Below are 19656 nucleotides of genomic sequence, written 5' to 3'. Positions count from 1 at the left end.
GTCGAACCGAGCCATGGCCCCGAAGAACAAAACCCGCGAGCGCATCATCGAAGCCAGCCTGGAGCTGTTCAACGCCCAGGGTGAGCGCAGCGTGACCACCAATCACCTCGCCGCGCACCTGGGGATTTCGCCGGGCAACCTGTATTACCACTTCCGCAACAAGCAGGCGATCATCGCCGAGCTGTTCGCCCAATACGAAAGCCGCGTCGACATGTTCCTGCGCCGCCCCGACGGGCGCGCGCTGACGGTGGAGGACAAAACCTTCTACCTGGAAGCGCTGCTGGCGGCGATGTGGCACTACCGCTTCCTCCATCGCGACCTGGAACACCTGCTGGAAACCGACCCCGAGCTGGCCGCGCGCTACCGGGAGTTCGCCCGCCGCTCCATGGCCAGCGCCACCTCGGTGTACCAGGGCTTCGTCGAAAGCGGCATCCTGGAAATGAATGACCAGCAGGTCGAGGCGCTGACCTTCAACAGCTGGATCATCCTCACCTCCTGGGTGCGCTTCCTCTGCTCGATCCGCAGCAACCCTGGCGACCTCAGCGAAGAGCTGATGCGGCGTGGCATCTACCAGGTGCTGGCGCTGGAAAGCGGCCACGTCAGCCCGGCCGCGCGCCCGGCGGTGACCGCCCTGCTGCAGCGCCTGCATGTACCGCTGGAGCAGGTACTGGGGAGCTGAGGCTTGCCGGTCAGGCAAGCCGGCTAGTCGCAGCCAAACAGATCGCGGGTATAGACCTTCTCGGCAATATCCTGCAGGGCCGCGCTCATGCGATTGCTGAGAATGACGTCGGCCTCGCGCTTGAACTGCTCGAGATCATGGATGACCAATGAACCCTCGTACTCGGCCTGCTCCAGCGTCGGTTCGTAGATGAGGATCTCGATGCCTCTGCTCTTCAGGCGTTGCATGACGCACTGGATGCTGGAGTCGCGGAAGTTGTCCGAGCCACTTTTCATGATCAGGCGGAATACGCCGACGGTGCGTGGCTGGCGCTTGAGGATGTCTTCGGTGATGAACGCCTTGCGCGTGCTGTTCGACTCGACAATCGCGTGGATCAGGTTCTGCGGGATGTCGCGGTAGTTCGCTAGCAGCTGCTTGGTGTCCTTCGGCAGGCAGTAGCCGCCATAGCCAAAGGACGGGTTGTTGTAGTGGTTGCCGATGCGTGGATCGAGGCCGACGCCCTCGATGATCTGCCGGCTATCCAGGCCATGGGTGGCGGCATAGGTGTCCAGCTCGTTGAAGTAGGAAACGCGCATGGCCAGGTAGGCATTGGCGAACAGCTTGATGGCCTCGGCTTCCGTGGCGTCGGTCAGCAGAACCGGCACGCCCTGGGTGATGGCGCCCTGTTGCAGCAGGTCGGCGAACACCTGGGCGCGGCTGGAGCGCTCGCCAACCACGATGCGTGACGGGTGCAGGGTGTCATGCAGGGCGCGCCCTTCGCGGAGAAACTCCGGCGCGAAAATGAGCTGGTCGCAGCCCAGGCGCTGGCTGGTTTTCAGGGTGTAGCCCACCGGCACCGTCGACTTGATGACCATGACCGCGTCCGGGTTGATGGCCATGACATCGTCGATCACCGTTTCGATGGACTGGGTGTTGAAACAGCCAGTCTGCGGGTCGTAGTCCGATGGGGTGGCGATGACCACGTAATCTGCCCCGGTATAGGCGTCCTGCTTGTCCAGGGTGGCGCGGAAGTTGAGCGGTTTGTCGCGCAGGTAGCGCTCCAGCTCGGCGTCGGCAATCGGTGACTCCCGGCGGTTGAGCATCGCGACCTTGCGTGCGTCGATATCCAGGGCAACCACTTCATGCTGCTGGGCGAGCAATACGGCGTTGGACAGGCCGACGTAACCGAGACCGGCAATAGCAATCTTCATCAGGCACGCACCTCAGTCACGCAACCGTCCCAACAGACCGGTCAGAAAGCCCCTCGACGTTGCAGGCAGGATCCGCACGCAGGTTTTCCTGGCGCCGAACAGGGCGTATCGGCGGCGCTTGGCAATCTCGATCGACAGGTTGCGCCGTTGTCCGTCGAGCATGCTGAGGTTGTCTGTTTGCAATCGGATGACAAAGGTCCGGGGCCGCGTCTTGTGCTGTTTCAGCTGTTCACTGATGGTGCTCAGCATGGACTGGCGGGTGGCAAACGGGATATCGCGCACGCCATTGAGCAACAGGTGGGTCTTGGCTTTTACATAGCAGCTGTTGATCAGGCTCTGGATCTGGATGTTCTTGATGGCGTGAAAGGTGGTGCGCTCAGCGTCGGCGTGATTGATCGGCTCAACAAACGCGTGTGGGTAATAGTCGGCTTTCGCCTGGCTCTGCAGGGACAGTCTGGCGTAGAGGTCAATGTCTTCGCCGCCCCAGCCGCGGAATGCTTCGTCATAGCCGCCAATGGCATTGAAGTCTTCGCGTGTGCAGATAAAGGTGCCGGCTATTTCCTGTAGTTGTTTGCCGTTCTCGCGGCTGGCGCGGTAGAAATGATGGCTCTGCAGGTTTTCCTGCATCCAGGCCAGCCAGCCCGCTTTTATTTTTATATCGGCATCGATAAAACACAGCCAGGCGGCAGAAGAATTAGCAGCGCCTATATTGCGCGCACGCGGCAGGCAAAAGCCGGGATCATCATTGATGCGTATAACTTTAACGCTTGGGAAGTTTTCTTCGACCCAATCACCCGTGTTGTCAGGGCAGCCATAATCCACCAGAATTATCTCCGTTGGTGATTGTGCAACAAGCGTCGGTAATGTCTGCTTTATATGATGCAGGCGGCCTTTGCAGGTGGTCACGAAGGCGATTGGATACATAAATTTCTCAGGAATGAATATGCGAGTTCTGGTGACAGGTGGTGCGGGATTCATCGGTTCGCATTTGTGCCGGCGTTTGTTGGCGGACGGCCATGAAGTGCTCTCGGTGGACAATTACTTCACTGGCAGTCGGCAGAATATTCACGATTTGCTGGCCAATCCCCGATTTGAAGCAATGCGCCATGACGTGACCTTTCCGCTGTATGTGGAGGTGGATCGCATCTTCAACTTTGCCTGCCCGGCTTCGCCGATACACTATCAGCGCGATCCGGTGCAAACAACCAAGACCAGTGTGCATGGGGCGATAAACATGCTGGGCCTGGCCAAACGCACCGGGGCCAGAATTCTGCAGGCCTCGACATCGGAAGTGTATGGCGATCCGGAGTGTCATCCGCAAACGGAAAGTTATTGGGGGCGGGTTAATCCGATCGGTATCCGAAGTTGTTACGACGAAGGCAAGCGTTGTGCGGAAACTTTATTCTTCGATTATTACCGGCAGCACGCACTGGATATAAAAGTGGTGCGCATATTCAATACTTATGGGCCGGGTATGCAGCTGCACGATGGTCGGGTGGTGAGTAACTTCATTGTTCAGGCGCTGCGCGGTGAAGATATAACGATTTACGGTGACGGCGCCCAGACCCGCTCGTTCTGCTTTGTTTCCGACCTGGTCGAGGGCGTGGTCGCGATGATGGACAGCCCGGCCGATTTCCCCGGCCCGGTGAACCTGGGTAATCCGGTCGAATACAGCATTGCCGATATAGCCGAGACCATCATCGGCCTGTGCGGCTCCGCCTCGCGCTTGTCGTTCATGCCGCTGCCCGAGGATGATCCGCGCCAGCGTCAGCCCGATATCAGTCTGGCGCGGGAGCGCTTGAACTGGCAGCCCAGCGTTGCCCTCGAGGAGGGACTGCAGGAAACCATCCGCTATTTCCAGCAGGTGCTGGCCCGCGGCTAGGGACGCATCCTTCTGCGTTCTGGCGGGTGTAGCGGGTGAGTCAGGCGCCTGTCTGGTTGCGGCCGGCCAGCCAGCGGGGAATGCGCCGCTCCAGGTAGTAATCGGGTTGGCGCAGCGAGCCGCCGATAAAGCCGACATGGCCGCCGCGGGCATGCAGCTCCAGCTGGGTGCTGCTCGACAGCTCGTGGGCGTGTGGCACGCTGTGGGGGAAGACGAAGGGGTCGTCGCTGGACTGGATGATCAGCGTGCGGCTGCGGATGCGATCCAGGTAGTAGCGGCTGGAGGCGCGCCGGTAGTAGTCGTCGGCATCGGCGTAACCGTGCAGTGGGGCGGTGAAGCGGCCGTCGAAGTCCCAGAAGGTGCGCATGCCATCCAGCGGGCCCAGGGCCTCCAGCGCGGCCAGGCGCTCGTGGTGGCCTTCATCGACGAAACGCTGCTGCTTGTCGCGCACATAGGCGACCAGGGCGCGCATGAAGTGCGCCTGGTAGACCTTGGAAAAGCCGCGGTCGATGCGCTCGGCGCAGTGGTCCAGGCGAAAGGGCACGGAAACCGCCACGGCGCCCTGCAGGCCAGAGTCTTCGCCACTTTCGCCGAGGTACTTGAGCAGCACATTGCCGCCCAGCGAATAGCCCACCGCATACAGCGGCGCCAGGGGGCGCTGGGCCTGCAGGTGCTGAATCACCCGCGCCACGTCTTCGCTGACACCGGAGTGGTAGCCGCGTGGCAGCAGGTTCGGTTCGCCCGAGCAGCCGCGCCAGTTCAGCGCCACGCTGGCCCAGCCCTGGGCCGCCAGCTGCTGTTGCAGGCCGAGCACATAGTGCGAGCTGGAGGAACCGGTCAGGCCGTGCAGCACCAGTACCAGCGGTACACCGGCTTCGTGCGGGCCATGCCAGTCGAGGTCAAGGAAGTCGCCGTCATCCAGCCACAGGCGTTCGCGCTGGCGCTGCAGTTGCGGCGCGTGGCGGCACAGCGAGCCCCAGAGGGTCTGCAGGTGCGGGTTGCCTAAGCACCAGGCGGGTTGGAAGTTGTTGTTCATCGGCGGTTATGCGGGCCTAAAGCGTCAGGCTAGAGCGTGGCGAGGTAAAACAGAAGCACCATTGGCCGGGCGAATGAATACTCAGCGGCGGGTGTTGAGCCATATCTTGCGGACCGCAAACACGAGAAGCAGCGCGGCGATCATCCGCTGCTCCGTCAGGCCCAGCACCAGGCCTCGCGATGGTTCCATGACTCGGCGGGAGATGCCAAAGGCGATCTCCTTCTCGGCAAGCAGCAGTATCAGCGCCAGCGAAGCGACCAGCAGGTAGGGCAGGTTGCCGTAAATGAAGTCCTTCACTGCGCTGGACTTTTCCGCCATGTCAGCCACGTTGCCACAGCGCGTAATACACCTGGCCGGCCTTCTGTTCGCGGTGCAGGCGCCAGTTACCGGGCAGGGCCAGGGTCGAGGGCGCCGCTTCGCTTTCGGTGTAGACCCAGGCGTCCTTGGCCAGCCAGCCTTTCGCTTCCAGCAGGGTGCAGGCCGGTTCCAGCAGGTTTTGGCCGAACGGTGGGTCGAGGAAGACCAGGTCGTAGGGCGTGGCTGGCTGGTTCTCCAGGTGCAGCAGGGCGTTGGTCTGCAGCAGCTGGCCGTTGCTGCATTTCAGCGTAGTCAAGGTCTGGCGCAGGCTGGCGATGGCGCTGTGATTGCTGTCCAGGGCCAGGGCGCTGCTGGCGCCGCGCGACAGGGCCTCCAGGTACAGCGCGCCGCTGCCGGTGAAGCAGTCCAGCACATGGGCGCCGGCGACATAGGGCGCCAGCCAGTTGAACAGCGTTTCGCGCACCCGGTTCGGTGTCGGACGCAGGCCGTGAGCCATGGGGAAGCTGAACTGGCGGCTGCGCCACTCGCCGCCAATGATGCGCAGTTGGCCGCTGCCGGTGTCTTCGTGTTTGGGGCTGGGCTTGCGCATCAGTGCTCCGGAATGCCAGCGGGTGGCGCGGCAGGTTTGTCGGTGGGCGGCGGCAGGTCTTTCTGCGCCACGGTCGGGCCGGCGGTGACGATCACCAGGGCCTGCGGGTCGAGGTGCTTGGCCATGGCGGTTTTCACCTGCTCCACGCTCAGCGCCTGGACTTCGGCCATAAAGTCTTCCAGGTAGGTCAGCGGCAGGCCGTAGAAACCCATGGCGCCGAGTTGGCCGACGATATCGGCGTTGCTCGCGGTGGACAGCGGGAAGCTGCCGGCCATTTCGCGTTTGGCGTCGTCCAGTTCCTTCTGCGTCGGGCCGCTGGCCAGGTAGTCGCTGAGCAAGTCCTGCACCAGCTTGAGGGTGCCGGCGCTCAGCTCGGCACGGGTCTGCAGGTTGATCATGAACGGCCCGCGCGCCTGCATGGCGCTGAAGCCGGAATACACGCCGTAGGTCAGCCCGCGCTTCTCGCGCACTTCCTCCATCAGCCGGGTGCCGAAGCCGCCGCCACCGAGGATCTGGTTGCCCAGGGTCAGCGCCGCGTAGTCTGGCTCACGGCGGTCGATGCCCAGCTGGGCGATCATCAGGTGGGTCTGCTGCGACGGGAACTCGATATGGCTGAGGCCGGGCTTGGGCGTCTCGGGCTGGGCGATCTTGGCCAGCGCCGGGCCCTTCGGCAGGGCTGCGGAGACCTCGGCGGCCATGGCCTCGGCTTCGCTGCGGGAAAGGTCGCCGACCAGGGCGATCACCACGTTGCCGGCGGCGTAGGCCTGCTGGTGGAAGGCGCGCAGCTGGGCGGTGCTGATGCTCGGGACGGACTGCTCGGTGCCTTCGCTCGGGTGGGCGTAGGGATGGCTGCCGTACAGGCGCTCGAACAGTTGCAGGCCGGCGAGCTTGCCCGGGTTCTGCTTCTGGTACTCGAAGCCGGCCAGCAGCTGGTTCTTGATCCGCGCCAGCGAGTCCTCGGGGAAGGTCGGCTGGCCGATCACCTGCTCGAACAGTTTGAGCGCCGGCTCGCGCTGCTCTTTTGCGCTCAGGCTGCGCAGGCTGGCGATGGCCATGTCGCGGAAGGCGCCGTTGCCGAACTGGGCGCCCAGGCTCTCGAAGCCTTCGGCGATAGCGGTGACGTCCTTGCCTGGTATGCCCTCGTTGAGCATGCCGTTGGTCAGCGCGGCCAAACCGGGTACGCCGTTGTCCTGGCTACTGCCGGCGGCGAAGGTCAGGCGCAGGTCGAACATCGGCAGCTGGCGCGCCTCGACGAACAGCACCTTGGCGCCTTCGGCGGTCTGCCAGGTCTGGATCTCCAGCTGGCGCCGGCTAAGGGCCTGGCCGTCGAGGCGGGCGAGGGATTCCAGCTGGGCGCTTTCGGCAACCGTTGCGGGCGCCTGGGCAGTGCGGCTGGCAATGAAGATCAGCAGGCCGACCAGCAGCAGGGTGACGAGACCGACGATGGCATAACGCATAGCGTTGCGTTCACTCATGGCTGGGCTCCTTCAATGGCGGCTTGCTCGGGCAGTACATGGGCCACGCTCAGGCGGCTGCGGGTGAAGTAGGTTTGCGCGGCCTTCTGGATGTCGGCGGCGGTCACCGCTTCCAGGGCGGCAAGATCCTGGTCCATCAGGCTCCAGGACAGGCCGACGGTTTCCAGTTCGCCGATGGTGGTGGCCTGGCTGGTGATCGAGTCGCGCTCGTAGACCAGTCCGGCGATCACCTGGGCGCGTACCCGCTGCAGTTCCTCGGCGCTCGGCGGGTTGTGCTTGAGGTCATCGAGCTGGCGCCACAGGCCGGCTTCCACCTGCTCCAGGGTCTTGCTCTTCTGCACGTTGGGGGTGGCGCTGAGGATGAACAGGCTGTCGCCACGGGCGAAGGCGTCGTACCAGGACGACGCGCCGGAGACCAGCTCCTCGCCGCGCTCCAGGCGGGTCGGCAGGCGGCCGCTGTAGCCGCCGTCGAGCAGGGCGCTGATCAGGCGCAGGGCGTGCACTTCGCGCACGTCCTTGGCGGTGGCCAGGCCGGGCACGTTGAACGCGTAGAGCAGGCTCGGCAGCTGGGTTTTTACGTGCAGCTTGATGCGGCGTTCGCCGGGCTCGGCCAGCTCGCGCGGGGCCTTGGCCGCCGGCACGGGGCGCTGGGGGATGGCGCCGAAGTAGTGTTCGGCCAGCTGTTGCACCTCGTCCTTGCCGACATCGCCGACCACCACCAGGGTGGCGTTATTCGGCACGTACCAGGCCTGGTACCAGGCGCGCAGCTCCTCGACGCTCATGCGTTCGAGGTCGGCCATCCAGCCGATGGTCGGCGTGTGGTAGCCGCTGGCGGGGTAGGCCATGGCCTTGAAACGCTCGTAGGCGAGGGCGCTGGGTTTGTCGTCGGTGCGCAGGCGGCGCTCTTCCTTGATCACCTCGATCTCGCGGGCGAACTCGTCGGCCGGCAGCTTGAGGCTGGCCAGGCGGTCGGCCTCCAGCTCGAAGGCCACGGCCAGGCGATCACGCGACAGCACCTGGTAGTAGGCGGTGTAGTCGTCACTGGTGAAGGCGTTTTCCTCGGCGCCGAGCTCACGCAGGATGCGCGAGGCCTCGCCGGGGTCGAGCTTGCGGCTGCCCTTGAACATCATGTGTTCGAGGGCGTGTGACAGGCCGGTCTGGCCGGGCGTTTCGTAGCTGGAGCCGACCTTGTACCAGAGCTGGGAGACCACCACGGGGGCGCGGTGATCCTCGCGGACGATGACCTTGAGGCCGTTGGCCAGTTTGAATTCGTGGGTCGGCTGGCTTTCGGCGGCGTGCAGGGCCAGTGGCGCGCACAAGACTGTCAATAGCAGGCCGGCGCAGCGGCGGGCGAGTCGATTCATTGATTTGGGACCTGTCAGACAGCCCGGGCGGTCGTACCGCCGGCGGGCGAAGAGGTGCTAGGATACCCCATCCTTTTCCGGGGCGGCGCAGCGGCTGTTGCAGCCTGTTGCGCGGCTCATTTGAGATACAAACGACCCATGTTTGGTTCCAACGACGACAAGCAGTCGCCAGCCCCGGCTGGCAAGGCTCCGGCCGAGGCCGGGGAAAAGAAATCACTGTTCGGCTGGCTGCGCAAGAAGCCGCAGGATGAACTGACGCCGGCGGCGCCCAGTGCAACTACGCCGGAGACTACGGCGCCTGCTGTGCCCGTCGACGTGACGAATGCAGCGACTGCGCCTGTCGTCGAGCCTGTCGCTCCGCCGGTGCCGGCCGAGGCCACTGCAGCGCCGGTTGCCGTCGCTGCCGTCGAGTCGCCGGTGGCCGCGCCGCTCGTCGAGCCTGTTGCCGCACCGGTAGCGGTGGAAGTCGCCGCTGTGCCGCCAGTGGCTCCTGTCGAACTGCCGTCCGTCATTCCCCGGTTTGAGCCCGTTGCAGCGCCTGCGCCTGTCGAAGCTGTCCCCGCGCCGGTTACCGAAGTGCCGGCCAGTATTGTGTCTGAGCCGAGTGTTGCTACTGCAGCGCCTGTTGCACCAGTCTCCACGCCAGTCGCCGTCGCCGTCGCCGTCGCCGCCGCCGCCGCCGCCGCTGCACCGGCCCCCGGCGAACCAGCCAAACCGGCCTTCTCCCGCTTCCGTATCAATGCCGGCGCCGAAGTCACCCATGCGGTGCATGAACCGGTGGCTGAAGTCGTTCTGCCGGTCGAGCCCGAGCCGGCGCCGCAGCTGGAACAGAACAAACCCGGTGACAACCAGGGCGGCTGGTTCGCCCGGCTCAAGGAAGGTCTGTCGAAGACCAGCGCCAGCCTCGGCGAGGGCATGGCCAGCCTGTTCCTCGGCAAGAAGGCGATCGACGACGACCTGCTCGACGAGCTGGAAACCCGCCTGCTGATGGCCGATGTCGGCGTCGAAGCGACCACCGCCATCGTGCAGAGCCTGACCAAGCGCGTAGCACGCAAGGAACTGGCTGACAGCGATGCGCTGTACAAGGCGCTGCAGGAAGAGCTGGCCGGCCTGCTGGCGCCGGTGGAGAAGCCGCTGCTGGTCGACAGCAGCAAGCAGCCCTACGTGATCCTGGTGGTCGGCGTGAATGGCGTCGGCAAGACCACCACCATCGGCAAACTGGCCAAGAAGCTGCAGGGTGAGGGCAAGAAGGTCATGCTCGCCGCCGGCGACACCTTCCGCGCCGCTGCGGTCGAGCAGCTGCAGGTGTGGGGCGAGCGTAACCAGATCGCGGTGATCGCCCAGCACACTGGCGCCGACTCCGCCTCGGTGATCTTCGACGCGGTGCAGGCGGCCAAGGCCCGTGGCATCGACGTGCTGATCGCCGACACTGCCGGGCGCCTGCACACCAAAGACAATCTGATGGAAGAGCTGAAGAAGGTAGGTCGGGTGATCGGCAAGCTGGACGACACGGCGCCGCACGAAGTGCTGCTGGTGCTGGACGCCGGCACCGGGCAGAACGCCATCAACCAGACCAAGCAGTTCCATCAGACTGTGCCGCTCACCGGCCTGGCCCTGACCAAGCTGGACGGCACCGCCAAGGGCGGGGTGATCTTCGCCCTGGCCAAGCAGTTCGGCCTGCCGATCCGCTATATCGGCGTCGGTGAAGGCATCGACGACCTGCGCACCTTCGTCGCGCAGGACTTCGTCCAGGCCCTGTTTGCGGAGAAGGAGCGCGCATGATTCGCTTTGAGCAGGTCGGCAAGCGGTATCCCAATGGCCATGTCGGGTTGCACGAACTGAGTTTCCGCGTGCGCCGGGGCGAGTTCCTCTTCGTTACCGGCCACTCCGGCGCCGGCAAGTCGACCCTGCTGCGCCTGCTGCTGGCGATGGAGCGGCCAACTACTGGCAAGCTGCTGCTGGCCGGACAGGACTTGTCGACCATCACCAATGCGCAGATCCCCTTTCTGCGTCGGCAGATCGGTGTGGTGTTCCAGAACCACCAGCTGCTGTTCGACCGCAGCGTATTCAACAACGTCGCCCTGCCGCTGCAGATCCTCGGCCTGTCCAAGGAAGAAATCAGCAAGCGCGTCGGTGCGGCACTGGAGCGCGTCAGCCTGAGCGACAAGGCCGAGCAGTCGCCGGCCGACCTGTCCACCGGTCAGCAGCAGCGCGTCGGCATCGCCCGCGCCGTAGTGCATCGCCCGGCCCTGCTGCTGGCGGACGAACCCACCGGTAACCTCGACCCGCGCCTGGCGGCTGAGATCATGGGCGTGTTCGAAGACATCAACCGCCTGGGCACCACGGTGCTGATCGCCAGCCACGACCTGTCGCTGATCGCGCGCATGCGCCACCGCATGCTGACCCTGCAACGCGGCCGCCTGATCGGCGACGGAGAGGCCAGCTGATGAGCGAACAACGCAACCCCAAGGCCGCAGAACGGGTCGGCGCGGTCAAGGCCAAGGCCGACAAACCGGTCGATCACGGCCCGGATTTCGCAACCCTGCTGCACGCCTGGTTGGAAAGCCACCGCAGCAGCCTGCTCGACAGCCTGCGCCGTCTGGCCCGCCAGCCGATCGGCAGCTTCTTCACTTGCCTGGTGATGGCCATCGCCCTGTCCCTGCCGATGGGCCTGTCGCTGTTGCTGGACAACGTCGAGCGCCTCGGCGGCTCCTGGCAGCGTGCCGCGCAGATTTCCCTGTACCTCAAGCTGGAAACCAGCGATGCCGCCGGCCAGCAGCTGCGCGACGAGATCGCCGGCATGGGCGATGTGGCCAGTGCCGAGTGGATCAGCCGCGAACAGGCCCTGGCCGACTTCCAGCAGCAGTCCGGCCTCGGCGAGGCCCTGCGCGAGCTGCCGGACAATCCGCTGCCCGGCGTGGTGGTGGTGACGCCCAAGGAAGTCGACAAGCCGACCCTGGAAGCGCTACGCCAGAACCTCTCGGAAATGCCCGGAGTGGAGCAGGCGCAGCTCGACCTGCTGTGGGTCGAGCGCCTGTCGGCGATCCTCAAGCTCGGCGAGCACTTCGTCTTCGGCCTGACCTTGCTGCTGGTGCTGGCCCTGCTGCTGGTGATCGGCAATACCATTCGTCTGCATATCGAGAACCGCCGCAGCGAGATCGAGGTGATCAAGCTGGTCGGTGGCACCGATGGCTATGTGCGCCGGCCCTTCCTCTATATGGGCGCGCTGTATGGCGTTGGCGCCGGCCTGCTGGCCTGGGCCGTGCTGGCCTTCGGTCTGGACTGGCTGAATGCCGCGGTGGTGCGCCTGGCCGGCCTGTATGGCAGCGACTTCGCCCTGGCCGGGGTGCCGACCGATGACGCGCTATCGCTGCTGCTCGGCGCGGTGCTGTTGGGCTATATTGGCGCCTGGCTGGCCGTCGCTCGACACCTGAGCGAGCTCGCGCCAAGATAGTAACTCATTGTTTTTATTGTAATTTTAAGACTGTAAGGGAACTTTTCCAGGCCCTTGCAGTCGTAGGTCGCAGTGCTAAACTGCTGGCCGCTTTGAAAGTTGGAGGTTTTTCATGACCACAGCCCTGCAACCTGTCCATGCCCTAGTCCCCGGTGCAAACCTGGAGGCCTACGTGCACGCGGTGAACAGCATTCCCTTGCTGACCCCCGAGCAGGAGCGCGAGCTGGCCGGCAGCCTCTTCTATCATCAGGATCTCGAGGCTGCCCGGCAGATGGTGTTGGCGCACCTGCGCTTCGTCGTGCATATCGCTCGTAGCTACTCCGGTTACGGCCTGGCCCAGGCCGACCTGATCCAGGAAGGCAACGTCGGCCTGATGAAGGCGGTCAAACGCTTCAATCCGGAAATGGGCGTACGTCTGGTGTCCTTCGCGGTGCACTGGATCAAGGCCGAGATTCACGAGTTCATCCTGCGCAACTGGCGCATCGTCAAGGTCGCCACCACCAAGGCGCAGCGCAAGCTGTTCTTCAACCTGCGCAGCCAGAAGAAGCGTCTGGCCTGGCTGAGCAACGATGAAGTGCATGCCGTGGCCGATAGCCTGGGTGTCGAGGTGCGCGAAGTGCGCGAGATGGAAAGCCGCCTGTCAGGCCATGACATGGCTTTCGACCCGGCCGCCGATGACGATGACGACAGCGCCTTCCACTCGCCGGCGCATTACCTGGAAGACCATCGCTACGACCCGGCCCGTCAGCTGGAAGAGGCGGACTGGAGCGACAGTTCCACTGCCGGTCTGCACGAAGCCCTGGAAGGTCTTGACGAGCGCAGCCGCGACATTCTCTACCAGCGCTGGCTTGCCGAGGAGAAGTCCACGCTGCATGACCTGGCAGCCAAGTACAACGTCTCCGCCGAGCGCATTCGCCAGCTGGAGAAGAACGCCATGAATAAGCTGAAGGGCTCGATTCAGGCGTAAAACCTGTCCACGAACTCGTGAGCACGTTCTAATAAAGCTCGCAAAGCCGCACTCAGGTGCGGCTTTTTTCTGCCTGGGTTTTCTGACGCCTGCGGCAGGGGTGATTGGCGCGTCGCGATTGGAGATGGCGGGCGGGGCGGTGCAGGATCGCGGCAGATAACAAAAACCGGAGCCTGACATGCCCATCGCTTCTCGCTGGCCGTATTTCCTCGCCCTGCTGCTCGGCTATCTGTACATCGCCCTGATCCCGTTGCAACCCTACCCGTTGAGCTGGCTGCTCAAGCCGCTGCCGATGCTGTTGTTCGCCTGGCTGGTCTGGCGGGCTCATCCGGGTGCTGCCGGGCGCTGGCTGGGGTCGGGTTTCGTGGCGGCCGCGCTGGGCGACTTTTTCTCGATTACGGCAACCGGGATGGCCTGTTTATCCAGGCGCTGCTGGCCTTCTTGGTCAACCAAGTGGTTTTCGTCGGCGGCTTTCTGCTGCTGGGGCGCGGGCGCTCTTGGCGTTGGTTGTGGAGCCTGCCGGTGATTGCCTATGCGATCGGCATGACCCTGTGGATGCTGCCCGGAACTGGCGCGCTGCAGATTCCGGTAGCTTTCTACTTCGCTTGCCTGCTGGCCATGGCATTGAGTGCGGCGCGGGTCGAGGAACGGCCGGGGCCGCTGTGGCTGGGCGCCATGCTGTTCGTCATCGCCGATTCGCTGATCGGGGTGAACAAGTTCATCCAGCCGTTCCCCTATGCGGTGGCAGTGATCGTCAGCTGTTACTTCACCGGCCAGGCCCTGATCGCCTGGGGTCTGCTGCGGCTCAGGGGCGCGGCAACCACTGTGGCCACCAATCCGGCAGTGGTCGGACGATCTGGTTGAGGTAGTGGCTGCCGCCCAGCTGGTAGCTCTGCTTGCGGATCCAGTTGGCCCGGCGGCTGACATGCGGCCCGGGTCGACGGGGGTTCCAGGCGCGCGGGTTGGGCAGTACGGCGGCCAGCAGGCTGGCCTGCTGGCGCGACAGGTAGGGCGCGCCGACGCCGAAGTGGTGGCGCGCCGCGGCTTCCGCGCCGAACACGCCGTCGCCCCACTCGACGCTATTGAGGTACACCTCGAGAATTCGCTGTTTCGGCCAGAACAGCTCGATCAGGCCGGTGAACCAGGCTTCCAGCGCTTTGCGTGGCCAGCTGCGGCCGGACCAGAGGAACAGGTTCTTCGCCACCTGCTGGCTGATGGTGCTGGCGCCGCGCAGATTGCCACCTTTGCCGTTGTGCGCCATGGCTTGCTGAATGGCTGCGAGGTCGAAGCCCCAGTGCTCGGCGAACTTCTGGTCTTCGGCAGCGATCACCGCGATCTTCAGGTCGTCCGGCAGCTCCTGCCAGGCCCGCCAGCTGCGCTGCAGGTCGATGGGTTTGCCATCCAGCCAGGACTCGATCTTGCGTTCGACCATCAATGCCGTGCCCGGCGGGTCGATCCAGCGCAGGGCGAGCACCAGCAGCGCCGAGCCAACGACGAACCACAGCAGCAGTTTGGACAGGCGACGAAATAGGCGACGGAGCATGAGCTGGCTTGGCCGAAGGCTGGGGGCAGGCCATTATAGCGGCCACATTGGCTCTGTCCGGGAGTGATTCATGCTTCGCATCTTTCTGTTGCTGGCGGCCTTCGCCGGTTTCACCGGGGTTGGCCTGGGCGCTTTTGCCGCCCACGGGCTCAAGGCGCGCTTGAGTGCCGAGTACCTCGCGGTGTTCCAGACCGGCGTGCACTACCAACTGGTGCATGCCCTGGCACTGTTCGGCGTGGCCTTGCTCGCCGCGCATCTACCGGGCCGCCTGCTGACGGCGGCAGGCAGCCTGTTCGCCCTGGGCATCCTGCTGTTCTCCGGCAGCCTGTATGCCTTGACCCTCAGCGGCATCGGCAAGCTCGGCATGATCACGCCGCTGGGCGGGTTGGCCTTTCTCGGCGGCTGGCTATGTCTGGGGCTGGCGGCCTGGCGCGCGGCCTGAGTCGCGCTGGAACAGTTACGACTCAGGGCCACTATCATGCAGATGAATGGTGGCCATATACCTTGGTCGCTGCCCGTGATCGGGCTAGAATGCCGACCCTTTCATGTTCTGACTGCCCAGCCATGCACATCCAACTGAACGGCGAACCCTTCGAGCTGCCGGACGGCGTTACCGTCGCAGACCTGCTCGTACGCCTGGATGCGCTCGGCAAGCGGGTGGCGGTCGAGCTCAATCTGGATATCGTGCCGCGCAGCCAGCACGCCACCACGGTTCTGCGCGACGGCGACCAGCTGGAAGTTGTCCACGCCATCGGCGGCGGCTAGTCCGCCCGCGAGGAGTTGCCATGAGCGCCATCATCGACAAACCCTTCACCCTGGCCGGGCGCACCTATGCGTCGCGCCTGCTGGTGGGCACCGGCAAGTACAAGGACCTCGAAGAAACCCGTCTGGCCATCGAGGCGTCGGGTGCCGAGATCGTCACCGTGGCCGTGCGCCGGACCAATATCGGGCAGAACCCCGGCGATCCGAACCTGCTCGATGTGATCTCGCCGGACAAGTACACCATTCTGCCCAACACCGCCGGCTGCTATGACGCCGTTGAGGCGGTACGCACCTGTCGTCTGGCCCGCGAACTGCTCGACGGCCACAAGCTGGTCAAGTTGGAAGTGCTGGCCGACCAGAAGACCCTGTTCCCCAATGTGATCGAAACCCTCAAGGCTGCCGAAGTTCTGGTCAAGGAAGGTTTCGACGTAATGGTGTACACCAGTGACGACCCGATCATTGCCCGCCAGCTGGCCGACATGGGCTGCATCGCGGTGATGCCGCTGGCCGGCCTGATCGGCACCGGTCTGGGCATCTGCAATCCCTACAACCTGCGCATCATCCTCGAAGAGGCCAAGGTGCCGGTGCTGGTGGATGCCGGTGTGGGCACCGCTTCCGACGCCACCATCGCCATGGAACTGGGTTGCGAGGCGGTGCTGATGAACAGCGCCATCGCCCACGCGCAGAACCCGATCCTGATGGGCGAGGCGATGAAGCACGCGATCATCGCCGGGCGCATGGCCTACCTGGCCGGGCGCATGCCGAAGAAACTGTATGCCAGCGCGTCGTCGCCGCTGGATGGCCTGATCAAGTAAGCCCCCTAAACAGGCTAAGAGAACCCCATGAGTGAAGTAGTCGAGCCGGTCGAAGACGGCGCTGCCGAGCGCCCGCACCGCGCGATCAAGAGTTTCGTCATGCGCTCCGGGCGCATGACCGAAGGCCAGCAACGTGGCCTCGATCTGGGCTGGCCGAAATTCGGCCTGCAACTGGAAGATGGCCTGCGCGATTTCGACCAGGTATTCGACCGCAGCGCGCCGCGCACCTTCGAAATCGGCTTCGGCATGGGCCATGCCACCCTGGAGATGGCCGCTGCCGCGCCGGAGCAGGACTTCATCGGCGTGGAAGTGCACAAGCCGGGCGTTGGCGCGCTGCTCAACGGCATGCTCACGCAGAATCTGAGCAACATTCGCGTGTACAGCTGCGATGCTTTGGAAGTGCTGCGCGATTGCGTAGCCGATGCCAGCCTCGATCGCCTGCTACTGTTCTTTCCAGACCCTTGGCACAAATCGCGTCATCACAAGCGCCGCATCGTCCAGCCGGCTTTCGCCGAACTGGTGCGGCAGAAACTGAAGATCGGTGGCGTGCTGCACATGGCGACTGATTGGGAGCAGTATGCCGAGCACATGCTCGAAGTAATGAACGTGGCTCCCGGCTACCGCAACCTGGCGGCCGATGGGCACTGCGTGGAGCGCCCGAGCGAGCGCCCGGTGACCAAGTTCGAACGCCGTGGCGAACGCCTCGGTCATGGTGTCTGGGATCTCAAGTTCCAGCGTATAGACTGAATCAACAGCCCCTGCGGAGCAGGGTAAAACCGACCGGGTCCACCCGGCGCCAGGACGGCGTTGCACCTCACCCCGATAGCTATCTGCAAGTGCGGCCTACACTGGCTTTAGAAAAAGAACAGCAGCGCGTGTAGCGTGCTGCGAGGAGATCGCTGTGTTGAGAACCATTGCAATTCTGCTGTTGGCAGCCGCCGCGCTGCCTGCCCAGGCGCGCGTTGATGCCGCCCAGGCTGCCCGCCTGGGACAAGACCTGATGCCGTTGGGCGGCGAGCGTGCCGGCAACGCTGCCGGCACCATCCCATCCTGGGAGGGTGGTCTGAGCACTCCGCCGGCCAGCTATCAGCCGGGCATGCACCACCCCGATCCTTATGCGGCCGATAAGCCGCTCTATCGTGTCGACGCCAACAACCAGGCGCAATACAAGGCCCAGCTGGCCCCGGGCTTCCAAAAGCTGCTGGAAAAGCATCCGGACTACTTCCTCAGCATCTACCCGACGCATCGCAGCGCCGCCGCGCCCCAGCGCATCTACGACGCCACGCGCTACAACGCCAGCAATGCCAGCATGATTTCCGGTGGCAACGGGGTCGAAGGCACCGCTGCCGGCATCCCGTTCCCGTTCCCGCAGAATGGCACCGAGGCCATCTGGAACCACATCATGCGTTACCGGGGTGACCAGATCCGCATGATCACCAATCAGGCGGCGGTGCTGGCCAACGGTGACTACACCCTGCTCAAGCGCGACCGCGACGTTCTGTTTATCTATGGCCGTGAAGGGGTCACCCCAGCCGATCTGGACAACACCCTGTTCTTCTACAAGTACGTGGTGACCGCACCGAGCAAGCTGTCCGGCTCTTCGCTGGTGGTCCAGGAAACCCTCGACCAGGTGCTGGCGATCCGCAAGGCCTGGCGCTTCAGCCGTGGCGAGCGGCGCGTACGTCGCCTGCCGATGCTGGCCTATGAGGCCATGCAGCCGGACACCAACGGCATGGCCACCGCCGACGTGGTCGACGCCTACAATGGCGCACCGGATCGCTACGAGTGGAAGCTGGTCGGCAAGCAGGAAATGCTGATGCCGTACAACAGCTATGCCGTGCACCAGAAAGGCATCCCCTACGAAAAGATTCTCCAGGCCAAGAGCGTCAACCCCGAACTGCTGCGCTACGAGCTGCACCGCGTCTGGGTGGTCGAGGCCGATCTGCGCAAGGGCCACAGCCACCCTTACGCCAAGCGTCGCTTCTACCTGGATGAAGACAGCTGGCAGATCCTCGCCGTCGACCTCTACGACAAGACCGGCGCCTTGGTTGGCCTGCAGGAAGCCCATCCGATCAGCTACTACGACGTACCGATGTTCGGCAGCACCCTGGAAACCATCTATGACTTCAAGGGTGACCGTTATTTCGTCGATGGTCTCGACAACAACGAGCCGATGTATGACTTCAACGTCAAGCTGAACAAGGGCGACTTCACCGCGTCGGCCCTGCGCCGCGAAGGGATCTGATCCCACCGCGCAAGAAAAAGCCCGCATCGCGGGCTTTTTTGTGTCTGTGGACTCCCCCCTCCTACGGCGTCTAGGCGCCAGACTGAAGTTGTCAAAACAAACAGTCACGAAGGGAGGAGTCGCCATGAAACTTAGCCGAATCGGTGTTGACCTGGCAAAGCAGGTTTTCCAAGTCCATGGGGTCGACAGTCACGAGCAGGTGAAATGCCGCAAACAACTCAAGCGGCACCAGATGCTGGATTTCTTCCGCCAGCTGGAACCTTGCTTGGTGGTGATGGAGGCGTGTGGCAGTGCCCATTACTGGGCGCGCGAGTTGCGGATGCTGGGGCGTGAGGTGCGCCTGATCGCCCCGCAGTTCGTCAAACCCTATGTAAAGAGCGGCAAGAACGACGCCAATGCTGCCGAGGCGATTTGCGAGGCCGGAAGCCGTCCGAACATGCGCTATGTCGAGGTCAAAAGTGCTGGGCAACAAGCCGGTCAATCGGTGCACCGGATCAGGAGTCGGGTGGTTCGCTCCCGTACGGCCTTGGTCAATGAAGTCCGTGGGCTGCTGGCCGAGTTTGGCCTGGTCGAACCTCGTACAGGCCTCGCCGCTGGCCGCGAGCTGCTGCGCCAAGCGCTCGATACGCCGGATAACGGCCTGCCTGGCCCGATGCGTGAGCTGCTGAGGGGCTTGAACGAGGAGTGGCAAGGGCATGACGAGCGACTGGCGAGCCTGGAGAAACTGATCCAGTGTCAGGCGCGCGAGGATGAGCGGGTGAAGCGGTTGATGGCAGTCGAGGGCCTTGGCCCGATCAGCGCCACGGCGGTGGTCAGTGCCGTCGGCGATGCGCGCCAGTTTCGCAGCAGCCGACAGTTGGTGCCCAGCCAACACTCCAGTGGCGGCAAGGAGCGCCTGGGGCCGATCAGCAAACGCGGCGACAGCTATCTGCGCACCTTGCTGATCCATGGCGCCCGCTCAGTGCTCAAGCACTGCCAGGAGAAAACGGATCAGCGCAGCGACTGCGCTGAACACGCTGATGTGCCGACGCAACAAGAACATCGCCACGGTTGTCTTGGCGAACAAGAATGCCCGGATCATCTGGGCGATTCTCAGCAAGGGTGAAGCGTATCAGCCTGGATGAGCAGCAAAGAGCCGTACCTGGAGCAGCACCGTAGAAGATCCACTCGATTGCACAGTGAAGGAACTGATGACGAACCGGTCGCACCGGCATGTGTGAAGCCTGCAGCATCCATTGGCCCCCTGCACCGCAAGGCCGTTAGCCCGATCAGGCGCACATGAGCGGAAATCATCATGGCTCGAGGCCAACACCTCATCAGAAGCCGGATATACGGAA

General features: G+C 64.0%; 20 protein-coding genes and 1 pseudogene. 13 read left to right on the top strand and 8 right to left on the bottom strand.

Annotated features, from left to right (window positions below; translation table 11 throughout):
• The first annotated feature begins 13 nt into the window (after positions 1 to 13).
• Entirely contained in the window at positions 14 to 679 is a 666-nt protein-coding gene (locus LRS11_RS03730) for a TetR/AcrR family transcriptional regulator (RefSeq protein WP_260495575.1), read from the top strand.
• Between the two features lie 23 nt (positions 680 to 702).
• Here the strand turns inward: LRS11_RS03730 and LRS11_RS03725 are convergent, their stop codons facing one another.
• Entirely contained in the window at positions 703 to 1869 is a 1167-nt protein-coding gene (locus tag LRS11_RS03725) for a nucleotide sugar dehydrogenase (protein WP_260495574.1), read from the bottom strand.
• Between the two features lie 12 nt (positions 1870 to 1881).
• Positions 1882 to 2793, bottom strand: a complete 912-nt coding sequence (locus tag LRS11_RS03720; RefSeq protein WP_260495573.1) for a glycosyltransferase family 2 protein — start codon at positions 2791 to 2793, stop codon at positions 1882 to 1884.
• 19 nt (positions 2794 to 2812) lie between these two features.
• Here LRS11_RS03720 and LRS11_RS03715 point away from each other — a divergent pair, with 19 nt between their 5' ends.
• Positions 2813 to 3751, top strand: a complete 939-nt coding sequence (locus LRS11_RS03715; protein WP_260495572.1) for a UDP-glucuronic acid decarboxylase family protein — start codon at positions 2813 to 2815, stop codon at positions 3749 to 3751.
• Between the two features lie 40 nt (positions 3752 to 3791).
• On the opposite strand, the gene LRS11_RS03710 is transcribed toward LRS11_RS03715, so the two are convergent.
• The 5 genes from LRS11_RS03710 to LRS11_RS03690 all read right to left on the bottom strand — a co-directional run bounded on the left by LRS11_RS03710 (position 3792) and on the right by LRS11_RS03690 (position 8533).
• Positions 3792 to 4787: a hydrolase gene (locus LRS11_RS03710; protein ID WP_260495571.1), complete on the bottom strand. Its 996-nt coding sequence runs from the start codon at positions 4785 to 4787 to the stop codon at positions 3792 to 3794.
• A gap of 81 nt (positions 4788 to 4868) precedes the next feature.
• Positions 4869 to 5105: a hypothetical protein gene (locus LRS11_RS03705; protein ID WP_260495570.1), complete on the bottom strand. Its 237-nt coding sequence runs from the start codon at positions 5103 to 5105 to the stop codon at positions 4869 to 4871.
• Position 5106: 1 nt separating this feature from the next.
• A complete protein-coding gene (gene rsmD, locus LRS11_RS03700) occupies positions 5107 to 5694 on the bottom strand; it encodes a 16S rRNA (guanine(966)-N(2))-methyltransferase RsmD (RefSeq protein WP_260495569.1) in 588 nt (195 codons plus the stop codon).
• Positions 5694 to 7169, bottom strand: coding sequence for a M16 family metallopeptidase (locus LRS11_RS03695; RefSeq protein ID WP_260495568.1), 1476 nt, complete (start codon positions 7167 to 7169; stop codon positions 5694 to 5696). The genes rsmD and LRS11_RS03695 overlap by 1 nt, the downstream gene beginning before the upstream one ends.
• The gene (locus LRS11_RS03690; protein WP_260495567.1) at positions 7166 to 8533 is read right to left on the bottom strand and encodes a pitrilysin family protein; all 1368 of its coding nucleotides are present in this window, start codon (positions 8531 to 8533) and stop codon (positions 7166 to 7168) included. The genes LRS11_RS03695 and LRS11_RS03690 overlap by 4 nt, the downstream gene beginning before the upstream one ends.
• A gap of 138 nt (positions 8534 to 8671) precedes the next feature.
• Here LRS11_RS03690 and ftsY point away from each other — a divergent pair, with 138 nt between their 5' ends.
• The 5 genes from ftsY to LRS11_RS03665 all read left to right on the top strand — a co-directional run bounded on the left by ftsY (position 8672) and on the right by LRS11_RS03665 (position 13818).
• Complete coding sequence (gene ftsY / locus LRS11_RS03685; protein ID WP_260495566.1) at positions 8672 to 10315, top strand: signal recognition particle-docking protein FtsY; 1644 nt, start codon at positions 8672 to 8674, stop codon at positions 10313 to 10315.
• Entirely contained in the window at positions 10312 to 10980 is a 669-nt protein-coding gene (gene ftsE / locus LRS11_RS03680) for a cell division ATP-binding protein FtsE (protein ID WP_160076924.1), read from the top strand. The genes ftsY and ftsE overlap by 4 nt, the downstream gene beginning before the upstream one ends.
• Complete coding sequence (ftsX, locus tag LRS11_RS03675) at positions 10980 to 11987, top strand: permease-like cell division protein FtsX (protein ID WP_260495565.1); 1008 nt, start codon at positions 10980 to 10982, stop codon at positions 11985 to 11987. Before ftsE ends, ftsX begins: the two co-directional genes overlap by 1 nt.
• Positions 11988 to 12099: 112 nt before the next feature.
• The gene (rpoH, locus tag LRS11_RS03670; protein WP_182832894.1) at positions 12100 to 12954 is read left to right on the top strand and encodes an RNA polymerase sigma factor RpoH; all 855 of its coding nucleotides are present in this window, start codon (positions 12100 to 12102) and stop codon (positions 12952 to 12954) included.
• A 195-nt stretch (positions 12955 to 13149) separates the two neighbouring features.
• A complete protein-coding gene (locus tag LRS11_RS03665) occupies positions 13150 to 13818 on the top strand; it encodes a lysoplasmalogenase (protein ID WP_312027004.1) in 669 nt (222 codons plus the stop codon).
• Here LRS11_RS03665 and mtgA read toward each other — a convergent pair.
• Positions 13760 to 14497 carry a monofunctional biosynthetic peptidoglycan transglycosylase gene (gene mtgA / locus LRS11_RS03660; RefSeq protein ID WP_260495564.1) on the bottom strand — a complete coding sequence of 246 codons (738 nt, stop codon included), beginning with the start codon at positions 14495 to 14497 and terminating at the stop codon, positions 13760 to 13762. The two genes, LRS11_RS03665 and mtgA, sit on opposite strands and share 59 nt — an antisense overlap.
• A 70-nt stretch (positions 14498 to 14567) precedes the next feature.
• Between mtgA and LRS11_RS03655 the strand changes: the two genes are divergently transcribed.
• From LRS11_RS03655 to LRS11_RS03630, 6 genes and pseudogenes are all read left to right on the top strand, one after another.
• Entirely contained in the window at positions 14568 to 14939 is a 372-nt protein-coding gene (locus tag LRS11_RS03655) for a DUF423 domain-containing protein (RefSeq protein ID WP_260495563.1), read from the top strand.
• A gap of 122 nt (positions 14940 to 15061) precedes the next feature.
• Positions 15062 to 15262: a sulfur carrier protein ThiS gene (gene thiS / locus LRS11_RS03650; protein WP_260495562.1), complete on the top strand. Its 201-nt coding sequence runs from the start codon at positions 15062 to 15064 to the stop codon at positions 15260 to 15262.
• Positions 15263 to 15282: 20 nt separating this feature from the next.
• The gene (locus LRS11_RS03645) at positions 15283 to 16074 is read left to right on the top strand and encodes a thiazole synthase (RefSeq protein WP_260495561.1); all 792 of its coding nucleotides are present in this window, start codon (positions 15283 to 15285) and stop codon (positions 16072 to 16074) included.
• A gap of 27 nt (positions 16075 to 16101) precedes the next feature.
• Entirely contained in the window at positions 16102 to 16821 is a 720-nt protein-coding gene (trmB, locus tag LRS11_RS03640) for a tRNA (guanosine(46)-N7)-methyltransferase TrmB (protein WP_260495560.1), read from the top strand.
• A 154-nt stretch (positions 16822 to 16975) separates the two neighbouring features.
• Positions 16976 to 18319 carry a DUF1329 domain-containing protein gene (locus LRS11_RS03635; RefSeq protein WP_260495559.1) on the top strand — a complete coding sequence of 448 codons (1344 nt, stop codon included), beginning with the start codon at positions 16976 to 16978 and terminating at the stop codon, positions 18317 to 18319.
• Between the two features lie 124 nt (positions 18320 to 18443).
• Positions 18444 to 19443 (top strand): annotated as a pseudogene (locus LRS11_RS03630) (IS110 family transposase).
• Positions 19444 to 19656 lie beyond the last annotated feature (213 nt).

The organism is Pseudomonas sp. J452 (assembly GCF_024666525.1).
In the GTDB taxonomy this organism is placed as follows: Bacteria; Pseudomonadota; Gammaproteobacteria; order Pseudomonadales; family Pseudomonadaceae; genus Aquipseudomonas.
Note: the sequence above shows the minus strand (reverse complement) of the source record. Positions and strands in the feature narration are given on the sequence as shown.